The organism is Aeromonas sp. R7-4 (genome assembly GCF_040908055.1).
In the GTDB taxonomy this organism is placed as follows: Bacteria; Pseudomonadota; Gammaproteobacteria; order Enterobacterales; family Aeromonadaceae; genus Aeromonas; species Aeromonas sanarellii.
Window position 1 is genome coordinate 12,870 of the sequence record NZ_JBFODA010000034.1, and the last position, 22,116, is coordinate 34,985.

The window sequence follows — 22,116 nt, forward strand, 5'->3', positions numbered from 1 at the left end:
CCGTCACGGCAACGCTGTGTGACGAGGGCCAGTCTGCTAGACTGGCCCTCTTTTTCGTTCATTCATCTTGCAAAGGAGTGTTGGATGCCTGCGTCTTCCTGGTGGGACAAGTCCACCGGTTTTGCCCTGCTCACCATCGTGTTGTGGGCCTCCCTCGCCGCGCTCACCTCCCGCATCACCAGCGTCTCACCGCTGGTGCTGGTGGGGCTGGTGCTGCTGTTCTGCGGGGCGGGCACCCTGCCATTCTGGCGCCAGTGGCGCGCCAGCCCCCTCACCTGGCTGGTGACCATCACGGCGCTGCTGCTCTATCACCTGCTGCTGTTCACAAGCTTTCGCCACGCCCCCGTGCTGGAGGCGAACCTCATCAACTACCTCTGGCCGCTGTGCATCATACTGTTCACGCCCCTGCTGCTGCCGGGTCATCCCCTGAGTCTGCACCACCTGCTGGCCGGGGCGCTGGGTCTCGCGGGGTCGGTGCTGGTGATGGTCGATGGCAGTCTGCAACTGCAACAGGCCCATCTGCCCGGCTACCTGCTGGCGCTCGGCGCCGCCATCGTCTGGGGCGCCTATTCCGTGCTCTCCCGCCGCCTGCCCCCCGCCCCCGCCGTGGTCACGGCCGCCGCCTGCCTGCCCGCCGGGCTCTTGGCCCTGCTGCTGGCATGGATGCTGGAAGGCCCCTTGCCATTCGCCCGGATCCCCCAGGGGGACTGGCTGCTCATCGCCGGGCTCGCCCTCGGCCCCATGGGGGCGGCCTTCGTCACCTGGTATCTGGCGCTGAGGGACGGGGATCCGCGCCGTATCGGCGCGCTCGCCTACCTCACTCCCTTGCTGAGCACCCTGCTGCTGGTCTGGCTCAACGGCGAAGCGCTCACCCCGCGCCATCTGCTGGCGGGGGCCCTTATCATGGGCGGCGCCCTGCTGGGCCTGCTGGTAAAAACACCCAAGACTCAGCCAGTTGCAGAGCCTCTGTCATAAAAACGCCATCAGGCCTGCTTAAGCTCACGCCCATTGCGTGGTTCAAGCAGGACTGAAAAGTGAAAATTGCCCATTACGCCTCCCTCTCCTCCCTCGTCTTGTTTCTGGTGGCCGGTGTTCAGGCCGCCGCCCTCTATCAGGGCTGGCAGCAGTTCAACCGGGCCGAGCAGGCCCAGCGCCAGCAGGAGCGCCTGCAGCGGCAGCTGAGCGGCTCCCTGCAAGGGGCGCTTCGCGACTACCTCGGCAGCGGGGATCCCCTGCTGCTGGCCCAGGCCCAGGGCGTACGCCAGCAGGCGCTGGCGCTGCTATCCAGCCAGGACGACACCCTGACCGGCCCGCTGCGGGCCCGGCTCGAACAGATGGGGGCTCGTATCGACGGCCACTATCTGGCGGCGGGCAAGCTCTCCGGCAACAGCCAGTGGTTGCTGCAAAATGCCGAGAACGAGTTGAGCACCCAGGTCCGCGCCCTGCTGCGCTATGGCCAGCAGGGGGCCGCCGCCGGGCGGGATCCGGCGCTCGCCGAGCAGTATCGCCAGGGGGCCGTCGACATACTGGCCGCCCTGCCCGCCCTCGCCCACCAGCGCCAGAACTACATGGAGCAGGCCAGCCCCAAGCTGCTGGAGGGGCTGCAATTCGAACTGGCGGCCCTGCAGAAACAGGCGGACAAGCTGGCGGCCCTGCCGAGCCTGGCTCTCTTCGAGGAGGCCCCGGCCGACGAGTTCACCCTGGGAGAGCCGCAGCGCAAGGAGCTCGGGGATCAGCCCAAAGCCGAGCTGGTTTCGCTGCTCAAACGCTATCCCCAGGAGCTCGAGAACAGCCGCAAGGCGCTGCAACAGCAGCAGGCCGCGCGTCAGATGGTGCAGCAGGACATCAGCCAGCTACTGCAGGCCGGGGAACAGCTGGGAGAGCGGCTCGCTGCCGCCCGCCAGACGGTGAACCGGGAACTGGCCACGGTGCTCGGCGTGCTGGCGCTCTGCCTGGTGGTGGTCGCCCTGCTGTTCGCCCTGGTGCAGCGCCGCTGGCTGGTCAGCCCCCTGCTGCGGCTGCGGGCCGCCTTCCTGCAGCTCGATGCCACGGGTCAGGCCCAGTTGCTGGCCCAGGGGCGCGAGCGCAACGAGCTGGCGGACATAGTCGCGAGCTACAACCGCCTCATTGAGAGGCTGCAACAGGATCAGCAGCAGAAGGCGGGGCAGCTCTCCAGCGTCTCCTCCAGCCTGCAGGAGATGGTGGCCCAGGTGCAGGAGATCCATCACAGCACCCGCACCACGGAGCAGGCGGTGGACGAGAGCGACACCATGATGCAGGAGCTCAACCAGCTCGCCAGCGAGGTGCACCAGGTCGCCGCCGAAATCGCCCAGCACGCCCAGCACAACGAACACTCCATGACCCAGAGCGAGCAGCTGGTGGGTGGCATGCTGACGGCCACCGCCCAGACCGGGCTCGCCATCGACGAGAGCAGCGCGGCCCTGGCCCAGCTGACCCGCTCGGTGGAGGACGTGACCGCCATCGTCGACGTCATCGGCCACATCTCCCAGCAGACCAACCTGCTGGCGCTCAACGCCGCCATCGAAGCGGCCCGCGCCGGGGAGCAGGGACGCGGCTTTGCGGTCGTCGCCGACGAGGTGCGCCACCTCTCCGCCGACACCCAGCGCTCCCTCGGCCAGATCACCGAGATCCTGGCGAGCCTCACCCAGGCGGGGGATCAGCTCGCCACCGTGCTGTCCCGCATCACCGCGGAGGCCGCCGATCAGCGCCAGCAGGCCGAACAGCTGCGCCAGACCACCCAGACGGTGCGGGAGATGGCGCGCAGCACCGCCGTCATCGCGCTGCAGGGGGCCGACAACGCCCGCAGCCAGGAGCACAGGCTCGCCAGCTTCGCCGCCCTCATCGGCCGCATCAGCCAGCACGCCCGTCAGGGCAGCCGTCTCTCGGTGCAGGTCTCCGAGCACATCCACCACCAGGCCCAGCAGATCCCCCGGATCCTGAGCCAGGCCTGATCCCGGGCCCGGCGCCTTGTCGGGCCTGCGTTTCCTCCCATACTCGCCCCCGGGATCTCCAGTCCGGGCCCACAGGCCGGCGAGGCCGGAACAATCCTTCGCGACTCTTCCCCCATGCCGGCACCCTGGTTGCAGACAAGGCTCCCCAGCCTGCGTCGGCGACGCGCATCCGGAGCAGGCCGAATCTTTTTTTGTGACACAAAATTATATGTTGCCACCAAGTTAACAAAGAAAGTTCTGCCTTCCCGACAAGATCCGCACAGGATAACGGTGAACACCACATGAAAGCGTTCTCATTGCCGATGTACGTGGGCTTGGAGTGCCCACATCAAGAATCATGATTATTTGCACTCGGTCATATTTTTGAAACTTGGCGGGAACTTCATGTTGATATTTCGCACCGCGAACGTACTCTTGAGTTGTCCGATCGCCAAGGGTCGGCACACACAAAATAAAGACTGTCACGATACAGACCGCCCATCACAGATGCGCCAAGGCATCCGGGAAAGGGCCACAGCACAGACAGACGTTTTTTTGCCCTGCGGGGCCTTGATTGCAATGCCAATACCGAGCGGCGGGCCTGCGTCCGACTGCCGGATAAAAAAGCTAAGTCCATAAAATCAGGAGCAATAACAAATGGAAAAAGTGATCTTCAAGCACGCCGCCTTGAGTGCCGCCGTGGTCGCCGCACTGGTCGCCCCGGGCATGGCGCTCGCAGCCCAGGACATGATGAGCCCCGAGTACGGCAAGTCCTACGAGGCGTTCACCGAGGATGCCAAAGTCACCGGCGGTCTCTTCTACTTCCAGCGTGAGCGTGACCGCAAGCAGGCCGGTCCCGGCCAAGATGGCAAATACCACTCCAACCTGAGCCATGCCACCACCCAGGCGGCCCTGAACTTCAACTCCGGCTATGCCTGGGACGTGGTGGGTATCGACCTGGGCGGCTTCGGCGCCTATGACCTGGCCGTCGACGAGAGCAACGGCGTCAACGAAGAGAACGAATTCTCCTTCTGGGGCGACCAGTGGGGTTCCGGTGGTGACGGCGTCCCCGAGAACGGCTTCAGCCTCTCCAACGCCGCCCTGAAATTCAAGTTCGGTGAGCATGTCACCGCCAAGGGGGGTTATACCCAGCTCTACGTACCCGGCATCCTGGGGGTCAACTGGTCCTATCAACCCGGTACCTACCGCGGCGGCCAGATCGAAGGCACCTTCGGCGGCCTCTACCTGACCTACGCCATCGCCGACGAATACAAGGCGCCCTGGTTCAAGAACACCGCCGGCTTCTCCAAGAGCAACCCCTATGCCAGCGATCCCTTCAGCGACGAGAACAAGATCGACTACATCCACGGTCTGGCCGCGCGCTACACCTTCGAGAACGGCACCGCCATCACGGGTGCTTTCGGTCAGTCCGAAGGCTACATGGACAGCTACCACTTCAAGCTGGCCCACAAGTTCGACGTACTGGGTGGCCTGAACACCAGCTACCAGTTCTACGGCTCCGAGACCGACAACAACGATTACGACGGCCTGGCATGGCAGCAAGCGCTGACCGCCTCCTGGAACTACGCCCAGTATGGCTTCCGTCTGGAAGGGCTGTGGACCAAGGCCGAGGGTGACCAGGGCAACTACCTGCCCCGTCTGACCCGCGGCTACGGCAACTCCCAGGGCGCGAACGAGATCTGGTGGGATTCCCGCTCTGACTGGAACCACAACGACGAGAAGGCCGTGTTCTTCGGCGTGACCCGTTCCCTAGACGATCTGGTGGGCGCCCCTGGCTGGGCCGCCGGTATCTCCGGTGCCTACGGCTGGGATGCCAACAACGGCGACAGCTCCCTGGAAGGCGGCAAAGAGTGGGCGGCGAACTTCGACGTCATGTACACGGTGCAGGATGGCAAGCTGAAGGGCACCCTGTTCAAGCTGCACTACACCGACTACAACAACGAACAGGACGACAAGGGCAGCTGGTACTACCCGAACATGTTCAGCTCCGAGCATGACGTCAAGTTCCACATCATCATGCCGTTCACCATCCTGTAAGCAGGGGGTTGAACTTCAGCAAACCGGGCCGATTGGCCCGGTTTTCTTTTTTCTGATCAGCGGGTTAACATGCAAAGCCGCCGGCACTTTTGCCCGCCCCGTCACCACAAGGATGCGACCATGTCCCGCTTCGTTCTGATCACAGGCTGCTCCAGCGGCATCGGCCTCGCCGCCGCAAGAAAGCTCGGCGCCCACGGCTTCACCGTCATCGCCTCCGCCCGCAAGGCCGGGGACGTGGCCCTGTTGCAGCAACAGGGTCTCTTGGCGGTGCAGCTGGATCTGGCGGATGCCGCCAGCATAGAGCGGGGGGCGGCAGAGGCGCTGGCCCTGGCCGGGGGCCGCCTCTATGGCCTGTTCAACAACGGCGCCTACGGCCAGCCCGGCGCCCTGGAGGATCTGCCCACCGAGGCGCTGCGAGAGCAGTTCGAGACCAACCTGTTCGGCTGGCACCACCTCATTCGCCAGATCCTGCCCCCCATGCTGACTGCGGGCGAGGGGCGCATCGTGCAGAACAGCTCCGTGCTTGGCCTGGTGGCCATGAAGTATCGCGGCGCCTACAACGCCAGCAAGTTCGCGCTGGAAGGCTATACCGACACCCTGCGCCTCGAGCTCACGGGCAGCGGCGTGCACGTCTGCCTGATCGAACCCGGCCCCATCGACACCCGGTTTCGCGCCAATGCCCGCGACGCCTTCCTGCGCCACATAGATCCGAGTGCGAGCCGCCATCAGGCCGCCTATGCCCAGACGCTGGCGAGGCTGGAGCGCGAAGGGGGGGCCCGGGGCTACACCCTGCCGAGCGAGGCCTGCGTACCCCCGCTGCTGCACGCGCTCAGGAGCAAGCGTCCGAAGCACCGCTACCCCGTCACCTTCCCGACCCGATTGTTTGCCGTGCTGCGTCGCCTGCTGCCAAGCCGCTGGCTGGACCGGCTGCTGATCAAATCCGCCTGACGCCAGATAAATGCCGCCCCGCTGCCTGAGGCCACAGGGAGGCATCTTTCAGTAGTGCTGGCCATTGCTGTAGTAGTGGGATTTCACTATGGGCAGCACCTGCACCACCACATAGGTCTGCTCCCCCAGCACCGCTTTCAGGTGGCGGGTGATGAGGGCGGCGGCGGCATCCTGCATCTCCTGCGGGCGCTCGAACCAGACCAGCTCCACGAAGGGGAAACCGGCCTCTGGCTGGCCGTCTCGCACCCACTGGCTCGGCACGCACTCCAGGGTGATGAACTCCGGCTTGCCGCCGGTCAGGGCGCAGAGATCCGCCATCAGGGGCCCGCTTATCCGCTGCAGGGTGTCGACAGAAACTGCCCGAAAACGAAGGTGGGGCATGGGAAACCTCTTGGCTGTGACAAATGAGGACTTATCATAGAGCACTCATCCCGCTCACATAAGGTGCCTCATGAGATTCCATCCCACGCTGCTCTCCTTCCTGCTCTGCCTGCTGCTGCCGCTCCATGCCATGGCCGATCCGGCCTTCTACCGCATCAACAAGGGCAACGAACAGCACTGGCTGCTGGGGTCCATCCACGCGGGCAAACCCTCTCTCTACCCCCTGCCGGACCCCGTCGAGCGCGCCTGGCAGCAGAGCCGCGCCCTGGTGATGGAGGTGGACATGACCCACATCAGCCAGGCGCAGTGGCAGGAGATGGGCGCCATCACCCGGCTCGTGGACGGCAAGACCCTCAAGGATCACCTGCCCATCGACCTCTACCGTCGCACCCTGATCGCCGCCGGCCAGAACGGTCTGAACGAGAGCATGCTGGCCCCGCTGCGCCCCTGGTTTGCGGCCATCACCCTGACCCAGGCGGCCCTGGAGCGTACCGGCTTTCGCGGCGAGTTCGGGGTGGATCAGCACTTCGCCAAGCGGGCGAACGACGGCGGCAAGCCCATCGTCGGGCTGGAGACCCTGCTGGAGCAGCTCGGCTATCTCGCGAGCGTCGGCGACAACCAGACCCTGATGCTGGAGAGCACCCTGGACGAGCTGCCTGAGCTCGAGAAAGGGTTCACCGAGGTCATGGCGGCCTGGCAGAACGGGGATCAGGCCACCCTGATCAACCTGCTCAAAGAAGAGATGGCGCCACCCAAGCTGCAGGCCTGGCTGGAGCAGACCCTGCTGGCGGAGCGCAACCGCAACTGGGTCAAGAAGTGGCCGAGCCTGCCAAACGAGAGCTTTATCGTGGTAGGGGCCCTGCATCTTTACGGCGAGCACGGGCTGCTCGCCCTGCTGGAGCAGCAGGGCTGGCGCATCACGCCGCTCACCGACCCCGCGCCAGAGAGGGCCAAATAGTGCCTTTTCGGCCCCCCTGCCCCCGACGAGGGTGCCGGATGGGAGCCTGCTCACAGAATCCGATGCCGATTAAATAACCACAGAGGGAGTTGATCGAGATCATCTCCTCCCTCCCAAAGGGGTATTTATCATGCCTGTCATCGCGCAATGACAGGAGTGAACGAGATGGAATTCTGGATGAACCTGATGTTCGGCAACAGCGTGGGGCTGATGTCCATGCTGGTGATTATCGGCACCTTCCTGCTCATCAGCGCCTATGCGGTCTATTTCATCTACAAGGTGATGCACGCCGAGCCGCCGAAAGAAGGACAATAACCCCCAGAGGTCTGCCATCAAGGGGGATGCAGACGGCGTCCCGCCGGGCAAGGCGACCTGCGCGTGCGGGCCCCCCTCGCCCACCCCGCCATTCTAAGCACAGGCCAGGCCCGCTATAATGCCCCCTCATTCTCATGCGGGGAGCCTGCCGTGTCTCATAACGACGAACTCTCACTGTTCCTGCAGGAAGTGGCCGACGTGCGGCCGCTGCGCAGCGACCACATCGCCCCCGTTGCGGGCAACAGCCAGCCCACCGAGGCGCAACTCGCGCGCCGGGAGGCCGCCACCGCCGAGCAGCTCACCCAGGATCACCTCAGCATGGAGGCTGTCCCCATGCTGGACCCCCACGACATCGTCGGCTTCAAGCGCGACGGCGTGCAGGAGGGGGTCTACAAGAAGCTGCGCCTCGGCAAGTACGAGTTGCAGGGCTCCCTCGACCTGCACCACAAGACGCTCAACGAGGCGCGAACCGCCCTGGTGCAGTTCATTGCGGAGTGCGAAGTGCGGGACATCCGCTGCCTGCTGATCCTGCACGGCAAGGGGGAGCGCAGCACGCCGCGCGCCCTGCTCAAGAGCCATGTCAGCGCCTGGTTGCCACAACTGCCTGCCGTGATGGCCATGCACAGCGCCGAGCGCCGCCACGGCGGCAGCGGCGCGCTCTACGTATTGCTGCGCAAGAGCGAGCGCAAGAAGGCGGAAAACCGCGAACGGCACCAGAAGCGCCTAGGCTGACCGCCTGAGGGTGGCCCCCGCCCGCGGCACAGTGCTAGCATCGGACGGCCCCGATCATGCCAGGTACGGGGTGCATACCATCAGGGACGATAACAAGGACAATCCCATGTCATATCAAAAACTCGAACAACATCAGCAACAGCTGCACCGCCTCTCCCACCTGTCCGCCATCTGCGGCTGGGATCAGGCCGCCATGATGCCGGAGGGGGGCAACGAGGCCCGCGCCGAGGCGATGGCGGAGCTCGGCGTGCTGATCCACGGCAAGCGCACCGCCCCGGAACTCGGCGACTGGATAGCGGCGGCCGAAGAAGAACCACTGGATGCGGCCCAGCGTGCGAACCTCGCGGAGATCAAGCGCCACTGGCAGGATGCGAGCCTGCTGCCAAGCGATCTGGTGGAGGCGCTCTCCCTGGCCGGCAGCAAGTGCGAGCACGCCTGGCGCCGCCAGCGCAAGGAGAACGACTGGGCGGGCTTCGCGCCGAACCTGAAAGAGGTGGTGCGCCTGTCGCGGGAGGTGGCACGCCTGCGCGCCGAGGCGCTCGGGGTGCGCCCCTATGATGCCATGCTGGCGCTGTACGAACCCGGCATGACGAGCGCGCGGCTGGACCAGATCTTCGGCGATCTCACGAGTTGGCTGCCCGGCCTCATCCAGACCGTGAGCGAGCGGCAGAAGCGCGACGTGATCCTGACGCCGCAAGGCCCGTTCCCGGTTGCGACGCAGCAGGCGCTCGGCCAGGAGGTGATGGGGCTGCTCGGCTTTGATTTCGCGCACGGCCGGCTCGACGTGAGCAGCCACCCGTTCTGCGGCGGCGTGCCGACGGACGTGCGCATCACCACGCGCTACAACGAGGACGAATTCGTCTCCAGCCTGATGGGCATAGTGCACGAGACGGGCCACGCGCGCTACGAGCAGGGCTTGCCGCGCACACTGCTCGGCCAGCCGGTGGCCGAGGCGCGTTCCATGGGCATTCACGAGAGCCAGAGCCTGTTCTGCGAGATGCAGCTCGGCCATCACCCCGCGTTCCTCACGCTGATTGCGCCGCGCATTCGCGCGCACTTCGGGGCAGAGGATGCGCTCGCACCGGCGAACCTCGAGAAGCTGTACAACAGGGTCGAACCCGGCTTTATCCGCGTCGATGCGGACGAAGTCACCTACCCGGCCCACGTCATCCTGCGCTACGAGCTGGAGCGGGACTTGATGGAAGGGCGCATCGAGGTCGCGGACATCCCCGAGCTGTGGGACGCGAAGATGCAGCAGTGGCTCGGCTTGTCCACGAACGGCAACTACCGGGACGGCTGCATGCAGGACATCCACTGGACGGACGGCTCGTTTGGCTACTTCCCGAGCTACACGCTCGGCGCCATGTACGCGGCGCAGCTGCGCTTCGCGCTGGAACGTGAGCTCGGCGACATGGGCACGCTCGTAGAGTCCGGCCGCCTGCCTGAGATCTTTGGCTGGCTCGGTCGCCATATCTGGTCCCAGGGCAGCCTGCACGGCACGGACGAGCTCATTCGCCGCGCGACCGGTGAGGCACTCAATCCCCAGTGGCTGCGCAAACACCTCGAACAGCGCTATCTGAAATAACCGCTCCCGGGCGCGCCCCTCGTCGCGCCCGTTTTTCCCCTGCCCGACTATTTTTGCTATTCCTGTCCGTTTCTGGCTAGTCACCCCTCTCGCCCCCGCTTAGTCTCTGGGACATGCCCACAGCAATCCGAGTCATGTCATGACCACAGTGACCCCGCATTCATCCCAACGGGACGAGATCATCCCGGGCCTCACCCGGGAGCAATGCCACGCCGCGCGGCTCGCGCGAGACGCGCGGTTCGACGGCCGCTTCTTCACCGGGGTGCTGTCCACCGGCATCTATTGCCGCCCCGTGTGCCCGGCGCGCGCACCGCACGAGCACAACGTACAGTATTTTCGCTTCGCGGCGGCGGCGGAGCAGCACGGGCTGCGCCCCTGTCTGCGCTGTCGCCCCGAGCTCGCACCGGCGCAGAGCGGGGATCTGCCGCCGCTCGTCGCCCAGGTGCTGGCGCGCATCGAGCGCGGCGAGCTCGCGGATCACAGCCTGGGCACGCTCGCGGCGCAGGCCGGGATCACGGAGCGCACGCTGCGGCGCCAGTTCGAGCAACACCTCGGCGCGTCGCCGAAACAGGTGGAGCAGACGCGCCGCCTGCTGCTCGCGAAGCGGCTGCTGACGGAGACGCGCCTGCCCATCACGGACGTGGCGTTTGCCGCAGGCTTTGCGAGCATTCGTCGCTTCAACGACGCCTGGCAGCAGGCGTATGGCCTCGCACCGAGCGCCCTGCGCAAGCAGGAAGGGGGGACTGGCGAGGCGGCGCCGCAATCGAGCCTGCAACTGCACCTGCTGTATCGCCCGCCGTTCGACGTCCAGGCCATGCTCGCGTTCTACCGGCTGCGCGCCATTCCGGGGCTGGAGCGGGTGGATGAGCACGGTTACGAGCGGCGTCACCGGGTCGGCGATCAGGAGGGGCTCATCCGCATCGAGCCCGTCGAGGGGGAGAGGCTCAGACTGACGGTGCGGGATCTGCCGCCGGGCGCGCTGCCGGACATCCTGTATCGCGTACGCCGCATGTGGGATCTCGACGCCGACATGGGGCGCATCGGCGAGCTGCTCGGGCAGGATCCGCTGCTGGCGCGGATACAGGCACGCTGGCCCGGGGTGCGGCTGCCGGGCGGCTGGGATGAATACGAGGTGATGCTGCGCGCCATCGTCGGCCAGCAGGTGTCGGTCAAGGGCGCCATCACCATCATGGGGCGCCTGGTGGCGCGCACCCTGGCGCAGTTCGGCACGGCTCAGCTGCCCACGCCGGCCCAGCTGTGCGAGCTGGATCTGGACGGCATCGGCATGCCGGGCAGCCGCATCCGCACGCTGCAGGGGCTGGCCGCAGCACTCGCAAGCGGCGCGCTCACCCTGGGCACGGCAAGCGACGAGCAACTGCTCGCGCTGCCGGGCATAGGCCCCTGGACGGTCGCCTACTGGCGGCTGCGCTGCGGGCTGGACACGGATGCCTTCCCCGCCTCGGATCTCGTGCTGCAAAAGGCGCTCGGGGGCGGTGCCAGGCTGCCGGTGAAGGAGGCAGAGGAGCGAAGCGCCCCCTGGCAGCCGTGGCGCGCCTATGCCGCGAGCTGGCTGTGGCACGCCATGAGTGAACAACCGGCGCTGCTCACGCAGCCCGGACCTGAACAGGACGAGGAGACGACATCATGATCCGTTACGACTTTCTGGAGACCCTGTGCGGTCGGCTGCTGATCGCCATCGACGATCGCGGCCTGGTGCACGTGGACTTTGTGGCAGGGCTGCGCCCCTTGCCCGACATGAGCGGCTGGCGGCAGGACGGCGAGGCGCTGGCCCCCTTCCTTGCCGAGTTTGAGGCCTACTTCGCGGGCCGGCTGCAACGCTTCACGCTGCCGCTCGCGGCTCGGGGCACGGCGTTTCAGCAAGCGGTGTGGCAGGCGTTGTGCGACATCCCCTACGGGGAGACCCGCAGCTACGGCGACATCGCCCGCGCCATCGGCAAGCCGAGTGCGGTGCGGGCGGTGGGGGCCGCGAATGGCCGCAATCCGCTGTCCATCATCATCCCCTGCCATCGCGTGATCGGCCAAAGCGGCAGCCTCACCGGCTATGCGGGAGGCCTGCCCATCAAGCAGGCGCTGCTGCGCCTCGAGGGGATCCCGCGCTGATCCGCAGCATCCTCTCCCCGGCCAGGGGCCGTCCGGTCCCTAGCACCCAATCCATCCGGTCTGCACTGTCAGGGGGTGCGTCGTCTGGCACTCTCAAGACAAGGGATTGAAAAAACAGCGTTTATACCGACGGCGTCAACCTGGAAGAACCGGGATGCCGCCCCTGGCTCGAATACTTGCCCGTGACGGCTCTCCCTCCCCTGCGCCTGCGCCCGTTTGGGCGAATACTTCACCTACCGGGATGACGCTGTGCCTTGCCAACGTGTTGACCAGAGAGATCACGGCGTGTTCCTGGCGATCCGGTCGCGGCCCTGGGCTGCGATCCGTTTGAAATGAGGAGGCAACATGTTAACTCCAGTCACCGTCACTCAATTTCAGGTGCGATCCCACGGCGCCCCCGACGAGGTGCGCACCCCCGACAAGACCCGGGTCGAGATCGTCAAACTCGATGGCTACACCATAGGGCGGTTCAACTTCGCCCCCGGCTGGCGCTGGTCTGACTGCATCAAACCTGTCGTCAAGACGGAGCAATGTCAGCTCTCGCACCTGGGTTACGCCGTCTCGGGGTCGCTCACGGTGCGCCTGACAGATGGCACCCTCAAGACCATCAACGCCGGCGAGTCCTACACCATACCGCCGGGGCACGATGCCTGGGTCGAGGGGGATCAGCCCTTCGTCGGCATCGAGGTGCTGAGCGCCGATCAGTTCGCCAAGCCATAGTGTGTCGTCGGCAACCCACCAGGGTTGCGCGCGAACCTTCCGGTGGGCGCTCGCCCACCGGCACAGCCCCCCAGCAGCCCGGTCTTGTCCACCCCGTCATGGTTCCACTGCCGTACCGCTTCCCCTGATGGCTGGAGACGCGGGCAGGATAGTGGCGCCCCTTGCCGGCAGGTATTCCTCCATGGGGACGGCGGCCCTAGCGCCCCTTGCCCAGGGTCGCCTTGAGGTCCGGATTGAAGACGCGCTGGGGGGAGGCGGGGTTGTTCACCAGCTTGGCCGCCGGGCGACGCGGGCGCCTGACCAGCTCGCCGCCGCAGTTGGGGCAGGTCAGGTGCAGATACTGATCGTTGCACTCGGCGCAGAAGGTGCACTCGAAGGAGCAGATATAGGCCATCGCCGTGTCGGCGGGCAGATCCCGGTCACAGCACTCGCAGTTGGGTCTGAGTTCAAGCATGGGCAAGATCCTGAAGCAAAAGGGGAAGCGGGAAAGGGGGCGGCTCAGTCGACGATAAAGAGGCGGGCGCCCGGTTCGGTGTAGGAGCGATGGGGCTCGGCGTCATCGGCCACCTGATAGCTCATACCCGGCGTCAGGGTGAAGACGCGGCCATCCTGCAGCTCGGTGTGCAGCTCCCCCTCGAGGCAGAGCAGCACATGGCCCTTGCTGCACCAGTGATCCGCCAGATACCCGGGTGAGTACTCCACCATCCGCACCCGCAGATCCCCGAACTGCTGGCTGTACCAGCGGGCGACGCCGCGTTTCCCCTTGTGCTCGGTCGGCGTTATATCGGCCCAGCGGGTCGTGCAAAACGGCAATGCATCGATCTTCATGACGGTTCCTTTGTCAGCTGACGGTATGGGGCTGCTTAGAGAGACAAGCCCCTTGGGCAGCGCCGCCCCATACTGCCATCTAATCCGCTGCCACCCTATCCCCACACGGGCAGCTGTCAGCGCTTGAGGCTCCCCATCACCTGCATCTCGCAGCGGCGGCAGTCAAAGCGCAGGCGGAAACTCTCCTTGCCCATCTTGAGCTCCAGCGGCTCTGGCTTCAGGCCTGGCACTTCCTTGGGGCAGAGATTCTGGCTGTAGCGGATGCAGTGCTTCGTTGTCATCAGCATCACCTCCCCCAGCTCCTGGTTCGCCTCATAGGCGGGGGCGATGCGTTCCACCCCGTGGTCTCGGAAGAACTGCTCGGCGGCCTTGTTCAGCACGTTGCCAAGGTAGGAGAGGCGGTGTTGGGGATAGGGGACGTCACGCAGAGGGATGCGTCGCTCGGGTCGCCGATAGGCGGCAAGACGGGCCGCCTCCAGGGCGGCGATGGCGTCCCGGCGCAGCCCATTGAGTTGTGAGGCGGCAATAAACAAGGGAGTGGTGAATGCCAACTCAATCTGGCGAGCCACAAACAGGGTGTTGCCGAGTTTGCCAAGCTGATCCCTCGCCTGTTGCAGCGCCCGCGCCGGGTTGTCGGCCGGCTGCTTGTCGCAGGGGAGCGTGACGGCGGCGCCGATCCCCTGCTCGTCGACCAGTTCGAGCCACAATCCCTCGTCGCACTCCGATAGCCGCATATCGACCCGGATGCGGCGCTCGCTGCTCGCCTTTTCGAGCTGCTTGCTGAAGGCCTGATCGTGGTTGCGGAAGATCTCGGTGCCCACCTTCAGCCCCGGCATGCGCTCCGACAGCAGTAACTGCCTGCCTTCCACCTTGTTCAGGCGCATCCCCACCAACTCGCCCCCCGGCTTGAAGAAGCCGAGGCCGTCGCCGTTGTTGAGGCTCACGGGCTTGCCGTCGATCTCGATGCCATCCTTGGTCACCCTGCTGACGCGGCCCAGGGGTTCACCGACATATTTCGGGCTCCTGGTGGCGTCGATCCCCGGCTGGCGGCCATGGAGGAAGTAGTCGGTGCTGCCCCGGTTGAAGCTCTTCTTCGGGTCCGGTATGAAGCCGTAGCTGCAACGACCGGCGGAAGCGGCCACCAGATCGGGGCGCCGCTCCAGGATGGCGTCCAGCTTCTGGCGATACCAGGCGGTGACGTTCTTGACGTAGTCGAGCCCCTTGAGGCGCCCCTCGATCTTGAAGGAGCGGATGCCCGCGGCGATCAGCGCCTCCAGGTTGTCGGTCTGATCCATGTCTTTCAAGGAGAGCAGGTGGCTGTTTTCCACCAGCACCTCCCCCGCCGGGGTCTGCAGGGAGCAGGGCAGGCGGCAGAGCTGGGCGCACTCGCCGCGGTTCGCGCTGCGGCCGGTGCGGGCGTGACTGATGTTGCACTGGCCGCTGTAGGAGACGCAGAGCGCCCCGTGGATAAAGAACTCCAGCTGCACCTGGGTCTGGGCGCTGATGGCACGGATCTGCTCGAGCGAGAGTTCGCGCGCCAGCACCACCTGGGAGAAGCCCACGTCCTGCAAGAACTTCACCTTTTCCGGCGTGCGGTTGTCGGTCTGGGTGCTGGCGTGCAGCGCTATGGGGGGCAGATCGAGCGCCAGCAGCCCCATGTCCTGCACGATCAGTGCATCGGCCCCCGCCTCGTAGATCTGATGGGTCAGGCGCCGGGCCTGCTCCAGCTCGTGGTCGTGCAGCAGGGTGTTGAAGGCGACGAACACCTGGGCGCCGAAGCGGTGGGCGTGGCGCGCCAGCGCTGCGATATCCTCGATGCTGTTGCCCGCCGCGCTGCGGGCACCGAAGGCGGGGCCGCCCATGTAGACGGCATCGGCGCCATGGTTGATGGCCTCGATGCCATAGGCGAGGTTCCTGGCCGGGGCCAGCAGTTCGAGGCGATTCTGTACAAGGCGCTGAGTCTGGGTGTGATCCTGCATGGGTCTGGTCTGAAGGCGGACGAGAAATGCCCGTCACTCTAGCGAGACCAGGCGCCCCCCGCCTTGATCCCGCTTAAGATCACCGCAGAATGCAGGATTGGATCCTGGGCCCGCGATCAGCACCATCGACCCCCTCCTGGCCTTTCTTGTGAAGGGTGAGGTGTTAAAGCACCACCTTGAGCGCCAATCCCAGCAACACCAGGCCGCTGACCTTGTCGATCACGAAGGACTTGGCCTTGAGCCAGACCAGCCATGGACAGACTGCGGGATAGCTCAGATCACCACCTTGAGCGCCAACCCCAGCAGCACCAGGCCGCTGACCTTGTCGATCACGAAGGACTTGGCCTTGAGCCAGGCGAGCACGGGCCCGCGAGACAGCACCAGGGCCACTAGCACATACCAGAGCGCATCGATGCCGCCGGCGGTCAGCATCATGATGCCCCCCTCGCGCCAGCCGGTGTCGGCGTGCACGAACTGGCTGAACAGGGCGATGAAGAAGATGGCGAGCTGGGGGTTCAAGAAGGCCACCATAAAGCCCTCGAACGCCCCCTGACGGCCACGTGGCGGATGCCCCTCCTCGCTACCGGACTCGCCGCCAGCGGGCCTGGCCAGCAGCGCCTTGACCCCGAGCCAGGCGAGAAACGCCGCGCCACCGTAACGGATGAGGTCGAACAGCAGCGGGGTCTGGGTGATCAGGATGGCGAGACCGAGCGCCGTGATCAGGGCGTAGATCCCCACACCCAGGCCGTGGCCGAGCGCCGTCGCCACCCCGTGGCCCTGCCCTCCCTGCACCGTGTTGCGGATGATCAGCGCCAGGCTGGGCCCCGGGCTGATGGCCCCCATCACGCAAATGGCGGCCAGCGCCAGCCAACTCGTCAATTCCATACCCTCTCCTCTCTTCGAATCCAGTGTCGGTTGATGTGCTCAGGGTAGGGGGCGCCCAGCTATGCCAGAAGTGAAAGTTATGAATAGAGTCCATAGCCGTTGGCTATAGAGTGGCACAAACCGCTGTCACTAGCTGCGCTTGCCCGGCCCCGGGGCCAGCTGCTTGTGGCTCTCCCCCAGGGTGAACTGCAGGTGATCCCGCAGGAAGGGATAGGCCAGCTCGCGAAACCAGCGGTGGGCCGGATCCAGGTGATGGCGCTGGTGCCACAGCAGATGATACTGCTGGACCCGGGTGGCGAAGGGGAGATCGCAAAAGCTCAGGGCGTGCTCCCGGGAGAGCTGCCAGGCGATGTGGGCCGGGGTGGTCATCAGGCAGTCGGTGCGCAGCAGCACCTCCACCGCGGCCTGGAAGAAGGGCACCCGGGCAAACCAGCGACGGGATCGCCCCAGGGGAGCCAGCACCTGCTCCACCGGGCTGTCCTTGTCGCCGCCGCCGCTCACCTGCAGGTGGGGCCAGGCGAGGTACTCCTCCAGGCTGGGCGCCGTGCCCGCGAGCGGGTGCTGACGCCCCATCAGCATCACCAGCCTGTCCTCCCCCTGGTGCAGGCCGCGGATCTGGTCCGGCACCAGATCCGTGATGGTGGAGACCAGATCCAGCTCGGATTGCCAGAGCTGCGGCAGCAGGCGCTTGTCCCACAGGCTGTACTCCAGCGCCGCCCGGGGGGCGGCCTTCGCTAGGGCCGCGCAGATATCGGGCAGGATGTGCTGGGCCACGTAGTCGGAGGAAGCGAGCCGGAACACCCGCTCGCAGCGCTCGGGGACAAACTCCGGCGCCGCGTAGAGCCGCTCCAGGGCACCGAGGGAATCGGCAAGCTGGACCGCCAGCGCCTCGGCCCTCGGGGTCAGCAGCCAGCGCTGCCCCTCCCGCACCAGCAGCTCGTCGCCAAACTCGCTGCGCAGCTGGGTCAGCTGCTTGCTGATGGAGGGCTGGCTCAGGTGCAGCAGCTCCGCCGCCCGGCTGATGTTGCGGGTCTCCAGCAGCACCTTGAGGGTGGGCAGGAGGTTGAGATTCGCTTTGTGCACTGGGATCACCTCGGGTGGGGCGGGCCGGATCGGGAGTTCATCTTAAGACAAGGAGACGCGGAAATTTAAGCAAAATCACGGTCTTGCTCCCGCCACTCCCCTTACACTGGTCAGGCCGCAGGATGACAGTGGCGGCCCCGTGCGGCATAATTGCGCAATTTTCCGCCCCCGGGCGGCCATCACGACAAGCGACGACAAGATGAAATACGCCAATATCACCGGTTGGGGAAAATGCCTGCCCCCCGCAGCGCTGACCAATGATGACCTCAGCACCATCATGGATACCTCGGACGAGTGGATCTACCCGCGCACCGGCATCAAGGCCCGTCGGGTCTCCCACGTCAGCACCACGGCGCTCGCCACCCTGGCCGCCCGCCGCGCCCTGGCCTGCGCGGGCCTCGAGGCGGACGCCCTCGATGGCATCATACTCGCGACCGCCACCCCGGGCACGCTCGTGCCCAATGGCGCCTCCGCCGTGCAGCAGGCCCTCGGCGCCCACAAGGCGGCGGTGTTCGACCTCAATGCCGCCTGCACCGGTTTCGTGTATGCCCTCTCCGTCGCCACCTCTCTGGTGCAGACCGGCATGATGCAGCGAGTGCTGGTGATCGGCGCCGAACGGCTGACCCAGTTGCTGGACTGGGCCAAGCGCGACACCGCCGTGCTGTTTGGCGACGGCGCCGGTGCCGTCATCATAGAGGCGAGCGAGCAGGAGAGCGGCCTGATTGCCAGCAAGCTCGGTTGTGACAGCGAGGCGCGGGAGATACTGCACGTGCCGAACTTCGGCACCGATCGGGTGCGCTTTGCCGACATCGACGGCCTCTTCACCTTCAACTTCGAGGGGCAGGAGATCTTCAAGCGTGCCGTGCGCGGCATGGGCGAGGCCACCGGCGCCGTGCTGGCCCAGGCCGGCATCGCCCCCGAGCAGGTCGATCTCATCGTGCCGCACCAGGCCAACGTGCGCATCATCGAGACCCTGGCCAAGCGCATGAACGCCGCCATGGACAAGGTGATGGTCAACATAGAGCAGTACGGCAACACCTCCGCCGCCACCGTGCCTATCGCCCTGTGCGAAGCGCTGGAGCAGGGCCGGGTCAAGCCGAACAGCTACCTGCTCACCGCCGCCTTCGGGGCCGGCCTGACCTGGGGTGCCGCCCTCATCAAGTGGGGCGAGCGCGTCACCCCCCTCGCCCTGTGCGACGACGAGCTGCCACCCAGCCAGCAGAGCGCCCTGGAACTCATCGCCCATGCGGTGCAGGGCTGCCAGCGGGCCCGCAACCCGGACGCCTGATGCCCCGCCAAAGTGGTCTATGGAGGGGGGGCCCGGTGCGGCTCCTCTTTTTTATGCCCGTGTTTATGCCCGTGCCAAGCCCGCCCCATGCCGGACTGCGCCCCCTGACCCGGCATAAAAGTCATTGAAAAGCGTGAATTTTGAGCGAAACGTATCAAAAAATGACCGCTCGGCACTTTTTTGTCGTCAGAATGCGGCCAAGGGGTTCACAACCTTGCCGGATCTGGTAGTATGCGGCCTCGCACTTGGGGAGGGGTTCCCGAGCGGCCAAAGGGATCAGACTGTAAATCTGACGGCTCTGCCTTCGAAGGTTCGAATCCTTCTCCCTCCACCATTCAAGTGCGCCAAGTAAGCAAAAAATCAGGAAAATACCCCGTGGAGGGGTTCCCGAGCGGCCAAAGGGATCAGACTGTAAATCTGACGGCTCTGCCTTCGAAGGTTCGAATCCTTCTCCCTCCACCATCTTCCTGAGCACAATCTGCAATGCCCCTGTGGAGGGGTTCCCGAGCGGCCAAAGGGATCAGACTGTAAATCTGACGGCTCTGCCTTCGAAGGTTCGAATCCTTCTCCCTCCACCATCCTTCAGAAAGCCCGGCCTTGCGCCGGGTTTTCGCCTTTCAGGACAGACTCCATATGGAGCTGTCAGATCTGACAATTGTCCCGCCCAGCATTTTTCGAAACAGTGGACTCCTCACCGTCAGGAGCCACCTCGCATGTTTGCAATCTGGGATGAAACCGGCCAGGAGCAGGGCTTGAGCCTGCCCCAACTGCAGCAACGCCTGCACAACTATCAGGGGGACGTCATGGTGCGCTATCTCAACCGCCTCGGCCTGTCGACGACCCTGTTCCTGACCATCCATCAGGGCCAGGCCTACCAGCGCTTCAAGGCGGGTACACCGCCACTGGATTGGGAGTGGCTGGCCCAGGCCATGCACGGTACGCTACTCCAGAAGGCCGAAAGCCGCCAGCAGACGAATGCCTTGATCTGAGCAGAGCGCTCTCCACTTCGCTTGCGGCCCGGCCCCCGCCCCGTTCTGGTGGCAGCCTGATTATCAGACTCTTCCTACAGCTGCCGTTTAGGTCTTCCCTGTATGATGCGCAGCCATGTTCCGGTCAGGTGAGAGTCATGTTTGCGTTCAAAGAAGAGTATCCCGTGAGTGCCATGGCCAACATGGCGGATGTCGTTGTTCCCTTTTACCAGCCCATCATAGGCCGGGACCGTCAGGTCAAGGGGTATGAGGCGCTGGCAAGGCGCTGGCATGCCGGGCAGCAGCGCTATCTGGGCATCGACTTCGCCGCGCTCGGCGAGGACGACACCCTGCACCTGGATATCGCCATGCTGAGGGCCATACTGCGCGATCTGCCCGTGCTCGCGCAAAAAGGCCCCTATGCGCTCTCCATCAACTTCAATCCGGCGCTCTCCAGCCCCACCTACCGCAACCTGCTGTTGCTGGTGCTGCTCCAGGCCCGCAAGCTGGGGATAGCCATCTGGTTCGAGGTGCTGGAGCAGGTCAGGATCAAGCGCCAGCACAGGGAAATGATCGAGGTGTTGCGGGCCCATGGCGCCCACATCGCCAGCGACGACTTCGGCTCCCAGGCGTGCAACTTCCAGCGTCTGATGATGCTCCCCTACGAGATAGTGAAACTGGATCGCTCCCTGCTGCTTCAGGCTGCGCTCAGCACCCACGCCCTCAACATGCTGACCGGACTGGTGAAATACCTGCAGCGGCTCGGCATGGCCGTGGTGTGTGAGGGGGTGGAGACCCAGGCCCATATCCAGGTGGCGAACCGGCTCGACTGCGACTATCAGCAAGGCTACGCCTACGCCATGCCCTCCCCCCTCTCCCGCTGGGCCTGAGCGGAGCGCTTGGCCCTCAAGGGGGAAACAGGGGCACATTCCCCTGGAAAACCGGCAGGGTGCTGCCATTTTTCTGCCAAAGATGGCAGGCTGTCCCGGCCACCATGACGCCGAGACCAGCCATGATCCGCTTTGCCACCTTCAACCTCGCCTTCGATCGCACCGCCGCCGGCATGCTCACCGGTGAACTGGCCCTGAGCCGCACCGAGCAGGATACCCTGCTGGCCCGCCTCGCCAACGGCACCCTGAGCGGCGCAGAGAAGACCAGGGCCCTGAACGTGCAGCAGATCCGCAACGTCGCCGAGATAGTGCAGCGCACCCGGCCGGACGTGTTGCTGCTGAGCGAATTCGACAATGACGGCAAGGGCAGCGACACCACGGACCTCAAAGCCTTCAACGACAACTACCTGGCCCACGCCCAGCACGACGAGGTGACCGCCATCGGCTACCCGGTGCTGCAGAACTTCGCCACCAACACCGGCCTGATGAGCGGCCATGACCTCAACCTGGACGGAAAGCGCAACAACGGGCCGGACGACGCCTGGGGCTTTGGCAACTACCACGGCCAGTACGCCTTCGCCGTGATGTCCCAGTACCCCATCGATACCCAGCGGATCCGCACCTTCCAGAACTTCAAGTGGAAGGATATGCCGGGCGAGAAGAACCCCGTCATCGATGACTGCAACAATACCAAGGTCAAGATCCCGGCCAGCCGCCAGTGTGGCGATGCCTGGTATTCAGATGCAGCCTGGCAGCAGTACCCGCTCTCGTCCAAGAACCACGCCGACGTGCCGGTGCGCATCAAGTGCGGCAACAAGGAGGAGGTGATCCACTTCCTCATCTCCCACCCGACCCCGCCCATCTTCGGCAACGCGGCGCGCCACAACGTCAGGCGAAACCGCGCCGAGGTTGCCTTCTGGCAGGACTATGTGGAAGGGGAAAGCTACATGGTGGATGACGCCGGCAAGGCCGGTGGCCTGCCCGTGGGCGCCAGGTTCGTCATCGCCGGGGATCTCAATGCCGATCCCCAGATTGGCGACGGGGATCGCACCGCCATCCGGGATCTGCACGACCATGTGCTGGTCAACCAGGCCGTCACCAAGGGCGCCCTGATCCCGGTGAGCCAGGGCGGCCCCGAGTGCCTCGCCAGCCAGCCGGATCAGTGCAAGCGCAACAACAACCGCCCCACCCCGGAGCGCATCACCAGCAGCAGCGGCCTGCAGCTCGACCACGTGCTGCCCTCCGCCAACCTGAACGCGGTCGCCTCCGGCGTGTTCTGGCCGGCCAGCTTCGAGCCTGGCTACCACCTGGTGTATGACGCCAAGCTCGGCATCGCCAAGGGGGTCAGCTCGGATCACCGCCTGGTGTGGGTCGACGTCGCGCTCGATTGACCGGCAGCCAGGGCGAAGGGATGCCTTTGGCTCAG

Annotated in this window: 20 protein-coding genes, 3 tRNA genes and 2 pseudogenes; 18 read left to right on the forward strand and 7 right to left on the reverse strand. The window is 65.4% G+C overall.

Translation table 11 applies throughout. The annotated features are described in order from the left end of the window. Nucleotides 1-84: 84 nt before the first annotated feature. The 4 genes from AB5Y72_RS08865 (at nucleotide 85) to AB5Y72_RS08880 (ending at nucleotide 5,957) form a co-directional block, all read left to right on the forward strand. Entirely contained in the window at nucleotides 85-975 is an 891-nt protein-coding gene (locus AB5Y72_RS08865; RefSeq protein WP_202211597.1) for a DMT family transporter, read from the forward strand. A gap of 59 nt (nucleotides 976-1,034) precedes the next feature. After that, nucleotides 1,035-2,972, forward strand: coding sequence for a methyl-accepting chemotaxis protein (locus AB5Y72_RS08870; RefSeq protein ID WP_202211598.1), 1,938 nt, complete (start codon nucleotides 1,035-1,037; stop codon nucleotides 2,970-2,972). A gap of 636 nt (nucleotides 2,973-3,608) precedes the next feature. Beyond that, nucleotides 3,609-5,009: an OprD family outer membrane porin gene (locus AB5Y72_RS08875; protein WP_368198892.1), complete on the forward strand. Its 1,401-nt coding sequence runs from the start codon at nucleotides 3,609-3,611 to the stop codon at nucleotides 5,007-5,009. A gap of 120 nt (nucleotides 5,010-5,129) precedes the next feature. Continuing rightward, nucleotides 5,130-5,957: an SDR family oxidoreductase gene (locus AB5Y72_RS08880; protein ID WP_202211600.1), complete on the forward strand. Its 828-nt coding sequence runs from the start codon at nucleotides 5,130-5,132 to the stop codon at nucleotides 5,955-5,957. A 48-nt stretch (nucleotides 5,958-6,005) separates the two neighbouring features. Here AB5Y72_RS08880 and AB5Y72_RS08885 read toward each other — a convergent pair whose 3' ends face one another. Next, a complete protein-coding gene (locus AB5Y72_RS08885) occupies nucleotides 6,006-6,338 on the reverse strand; it encodes a DUF1904 family protein (protein ID WP_202211601.1) in 333 nt (110 codons plus the stop codon). A 70-nt stretch (nucleotides 6,339-6,408) separates the two neighbouring features. Between AB5Y72_RS08885 and AB5Y72_RS08890 the strand changes: the two genes are divergently transcribed. The 7 genes from AB5Y72_RS08890 to AB5Y72_RS08920 all read left to right on the forward strand — a co-directional run bounded on the left by AB5Y72_RS08890 (nucleotide 6,409) and on the right by AB5Y72_RS08920 (nucleotide 12,769). Next, nucleotides 6,409-7,296 carry a TraB/GumN family protein gene (locus AB5Y72_RS08890; RefSeq protein ID WP_202211602.1) on the forward strand — a complete coding sequence of 296 codons (888 nt, stop codon included), beginning with the start codon at nucleotides 6,409-6,411 and terminating at the stop codon, nucleotides 7,294-7,296. A 165-nt stretch (nucleotides 7,297-7,461) separates the two neighbouring features. Continuing rightward, complete coding sequence (locus AB5Y72_RS08895) at nucleotides 7,462-7,611, forward strand: DUF3149 domain-containing protein (protein ID WP_081805766.1); 150 nt, start codon at nucleotides 7,462-7,464, stop codon at nucleotides 7,609-7,611. Nucleotides 7,612-7,761: 150 nt separating this feature from the next. Next, complete coding sequence (gene smrA / locus AB5Y72_RS08900) at nucleotides 7,762-8,343, forward strand: DNA endonuclease SmrA (RefSeq protein ID WP_202211603.1); 582 nt, start codon at nucleotides 7,762-7,764, stop codon at nucleotides 8,341-8,343. Between the two features lie 106 nt (nucleotides 8,344-8,449). After that, on the forward strand, nucleotides 8,450-9,928 hold the full coding sequence (locus tag AB5Y72_RS08905; protein WP_219144396.1) for a carboxypeptidase M32: 1,479 nt from the start codon (nucleotides 8,450-8,452) through the stop codon (nucleotides 9,926-9,928). A 139-nt stretch (nucleotides 9,929-10,067) separates the two neighbouring features. Then, nucleotides 10,068-11,576: an AlkA N-terminal domain-containing protein gene (locus AB5Y72_RS08910; protein ID WP_202211605.1), complete on the forward strand. Its 1,509-nt coding sequence runs from the start codon at nucleotides 10,068-10,070 to the stop codon at nucleotides 11,574-11,576. After that, entirely contained in the window at nucleotides 11,573-12,049 is a 477-nt protein-coding gene (locus tag AB5Y72_RS08915; protein WP_202211606.1) for a methylated-DNA--[protein]-cysteine S-methyltransferase, read from the forward strand. The genes AB5Y72_RS08910 and AB5Y72_RS08915 overlap by 4 nt, the downstream gene beginning before the upstream one ends. Nucleotides 12,050-12,394: 345 nt before the next feature. Further along, on the forward strand, nucleotides 12,395-12,769 hold the full coding sequence (locus AB5Y72_RS08920; protein ID WP_223916258.1) for a cupin domain-containing protein: 375 nt from the start codon (nucleotides 12,395-12,397) through the stop codon (nucleotides 12,767-12,769). A gap of 196 nt (nucleotides 12,770-12,965) precedes the next feature. Here AB5Y72_RS08920 and AB5Y72_RS08925 read toward each other — a convergent pair whose 3' ends face one another. The 6 genes and pseudogenes from AB5Y72_RS08925 to AB5Y72_RS08950 form a co-directional block, all read right to left on the reverse strand. Continuing rightward, on the reverse strand, nucleotides 12,966-13,223 hold the full coding sequence (locus AB5Y72_RS08925; protein ID WP_202211607.1) for a DUF1272 domain-containing protein: 258 nt from the start codon (nucleotides 13,221-13,223) through the stop codon (nucleotides 12,966-12,968). Nucleotides 13,224-13,267: 44 nt separating this feature from the next. Further along, entirely contained in the window at nucleotides 13,268-13,597 is a 330-nt protein-coding gene (locus tag AB5Y72_RS08930; protein ID WP_325781891.1) for a DHCW motif cupin fold protein, read from the reverse strand. Between the two features lie 116 nt (nucleotides 13,598-13,713). Beyond that, nucleotides 13,714-15,576: a U32 family peptidase gene (locus tag AB5Y72_RS08935; RefSeq protein WP_202211609.1), complete on the reverse strand. Its 1,863-nt coding sequence runs from the start codon at nucleotides 15,574-15,576 to the stop codon at nucleotides 13,714-13,716. Nucleotides 15,577-15,739: 163 nt separating this feature from the next. Continuing rightward, nucleotides 15,740-15,832: pseudogene (locus tag AB5Y72_RS08940) on the reverse strand (LysE family translocator); the annotation flags it as partial. A 17-nt stretch (nucleotides 15,833-15,849) separates the two neighbouring features. Then, nucleotides 15,850-16,461 (reverse strand): LysE family translocator, encoded by a 612-nt coding sequence (locus AB5Y72_RS08945; RefSeq protein WP_202211610.1) that lies wholly within the window; start codon nucleotides 16,459-16,461, stop codon nucleotides 15,850-15,852. 129 nt (nucleotides 16,462-16,590) lie between these two features. Further along, nucleotides 16,591-17,544: a LysR family transcriptional regulator gene (locus AB5Y72_RS08950; protein WP_202211611.1), complete on the reverse strand. Its 954-nt coding sequence runs from the start codon at nucleotides 17,542-17,544 to the stop codon at nucleotides 16,591-16,593. Nucleotides 17,545-17,743: 199 nt separating this feature from the next. Between AB5Y72_RS08950 and AB5Y72_RS08955 the strand changes: the two genes are divergently transcribed. From AB5Y72_RS08955 to AB5Y72_RS08985, 7 genes and pseudogenes are all read left to right on the forward strand, one after another. Continuing rightward, nucleotides 17,744-18,832 carry a ketoacyl-ACP synthase III gene (locus AB5Y72_RS08955; protein ID WP_202211612.1) on the forward strand — a complete coding sequence of 363 codons (1,089 nt, stop codon included), beginning with the start codon at nucleotides 17,744-17,746 and terminating at the stop codon, nucleotides 18,830-18,832. Nucleotides 18,833-19,081: 249 nt separating this feature from the next. Then, nucleotides 19,082-19,166 (forward strand) — tRNA-Tyr (locus AB5Y72_RS08960). A gap of 43 nt (nucleotides 19,167-19,209) precedes the next feature. After that, a tRNA-Tyr gene (locus tag AB5Y72_RS08965) sits at nucleotides 19,210-19,294 on the forward strand. 31 nt (nucleotides 19,295-19,325) lie between these two features. Then, nucleotides 19,326-19,410 (forward strand) — tRNA-Tyr (locus AB5Y72_RS08970). Nucleotides 19,411-19,545: 135 nt separating this feature from the next. Beyond that, a complete protein-coding gene (locus AB5Y72_RS08975) occupies nucleotides 19,546-19,821 on the forward strand; it encodes a hypothetical protein (protein WP_202211613.1) in 276 nt (91 codons plus the stop codon). A gap of 137 nt (nucleotides 19,822-19,958) precedes the next feature. Next, nucleotides 19,959-20,690, forward strand: coding sequence for an EAL domain-containing protein (locus tag AB5Y72_RS08980; protein WP_202211614.1), 732 nt, complete (start codon nucleotides 19,959-19,961; stop codon nucleotides 20,688-20,690). 82 nt (nucleotides 20,691-20,772) lie between these two features. Continuing rightward, nucleotides 20,773-22,081, forward strand: a pseudogene (locus tag AB5Y72_RS08985) (endonuclease/exonuclease/phosphatase family protein). The last annotated feature ends 35 nt before the right edge of the window (nucleotides 22,082-22,116 follow it).

Bases quoted from the DNA above. Each gene is read 5' to 3' on its own strand.
- AB5Y72_RS08885 (WP_202211601.1), bottom strand. From the start codon at position 6,338: ATGCCCCACCTTCGTTTTCGGGCAGTTTCTGTCGACACCCTGCAGCGG.
- AB5Y72_RS08880 (WP_202211600.1), top strand. From the start codon at position 5,130: ATGTCCCGCTTCGTTCTGATCACAGGCTGCTCCAGCGGCATCGGCCTC.
- AB5Y72_RS08905 (WP_219144396.1), top strand. From the start codon at position 8,450: ATGTCATATCAAAAACTCGAACAACATCAGCAACAGCTGCACCGCCTC.
- AB5Y72_RS08915 (WP_202211606.1), top strand. From the start codon at position 11,573: ATGATCCGTTACGACTTTCTGGAGACCCTGTGCGGTCGGCTGCTGATC.
- AB5Y72_RS08920 (WP_223916258.1), top strand. From the start codon at position 12,395: ATGTTAACTCCAGTCACCGTCACTCAATTTCAGGTGCGATCCCACGGC.
- AB5Y72_RS08930 (WP_325781891.1), bottom strand. From the start codon at position 13,597: ATGAAGATCGATGCATTGCCGTTTTGCACGACCCGCTGGGCCGATATA.
- AB5Y72_RS08925 (WP_202211607.1), bottom strand. From the start codon at position 13,223: ATGCTTGAACTCAGACCCAACTGCGAGTGCTGTGACCGGGATCTGCCC.
- AB5Y72_RS08980 (WP_202211614.1), top strand. From the start codon at position 19,959: ATGTTTGCGTTCAAAGAAGAGTATCCCGTGAGTGCCATGGCCAACATG.
- AB5Y72_RS08895 (WP_081805766.1), top strand. From the start codon at position 7,462: ATGGAATTCTGGATGAACCTGATGTTCGGCAACAGCGTGGGGCTGATG.
- AB5Y72_RS08955 (WP_202211612.1), top strand. From the start codon at position 17,744: ATGAAATACGCCAATATCACCGGTTGGGGAAAATGCCTGCCCCCCGCA.
- AB5Y72_RS08875 (WP_368198892.1), top strand. From the start codon at position 3,609: ATGGAAAAAGTGATCTTCAAGCACGCCGCCTTGAGTGCCGCCGTGGTC.
- AB5Y72_RS08945 (WP_202211610.1), bottom strand. From the start codon at position 16,461: ATGGAATTGACGAGTTGGCTGGCGCTGGCCGCCATTTGCGTGATGGGG.
- AB5Y72_RS08890 (WP_202211602.1), top strand. From the start codon at position 6,409: ATGAGATTCCATCCCACGCTGCTCTCCTTCCTGCTCTGCCTGCTGCTG.
- AB5Y72_RS08975 (WP_202211613.1), top strand. From the start codon at position 19,546: ATGTTTGCAATCTGGGATGAAACCGGCCAGGAGCAGGGCTTGAGCCTG.
- AB5Y72_RS08935 (WP_202211609.1), bottom strand. From the start codon at position 15,576: ATGCAGGATCACACCCAGACTCAGCGCCTTGTACAGAATCGCCTCGAA.
- AB5Y72_RS08910 (WP_202211605.1), top strand. From the start codon at position 10,068: ATGACCACAGTGACCCCGCATTCATCCCAACGGGACGAGATCATCCCG.
- AB5Y72_RS08865 (WP_202211597.1), top strand. From the start codon at position 85: ATGCCTGCGTCTTCCTGGTGGGACAAGTCCACCGGTTTTGCCCTGCTC.